This is a genomic window from Lysobacter sp. TAB13, from assembly GCF_052113885.1.
In the GTDB taxonomy this organism is placed as follows: Bacteria; Pseudomonadota; Gammaproteobacteria; order Xanthomonadales; family Xanthomonadaceae; genus Lysobacter; species Lysobacter gummosus.
Genome location: NZ_JBFRDR010000367.1, coordinates 1 through 370, shown reverse-complemented (window position 1 = coordinate 370; position 370 = coordinate 1). Strand labels below are relative to the sequence as shown.

Genomic DNA, 370 nt, shown 5'->3' with positions numbered 1-370 from the left:
GGGTAGTCGGTTACAAGACGCCGAACATCGACCGCCTCGCCCGGGAAGGCATGATGTTCACGGACTACTACGCCGAGAACAGCTGCACGGCGGGGAGATCCTCCTTCATCACCGGGCAGACGCCGCTGCGGACCGGGCTGTCGAAGGTTGGTATCCCCGGCGCCCCGGTGGGTCTGCAGAAAGGCGATATTACTATCGCCCAGGCGCTCAAGCCGCTCGGCTACGCCACAGGTCAATTTGGCAAGAACCACCTTGGCGACAAGGACGAATACCTGCCGACCAATCACGGCTTCGATGAGTTCTTCGGCAACCTCTATCATTTGAACGCGGAGGAAGAGCCTGAACGGCCCAATTGGCCGAAGGACGATCC

The 370-nt window shown here is 60.5% G+C and carries 1 protein-coding gene; it reads left to right on the top strand.

Annotated features, from left to right (window positions below; all coding sequences use genetic code 11):
• Positions 1 to 370 (top strand): sulfatase-like hydrolase/transferase (locus tag AB4Y92_RS26560; protein ID WP_441822341.1); only part of this gene is annotated, 370 nt, incomplete at both ends.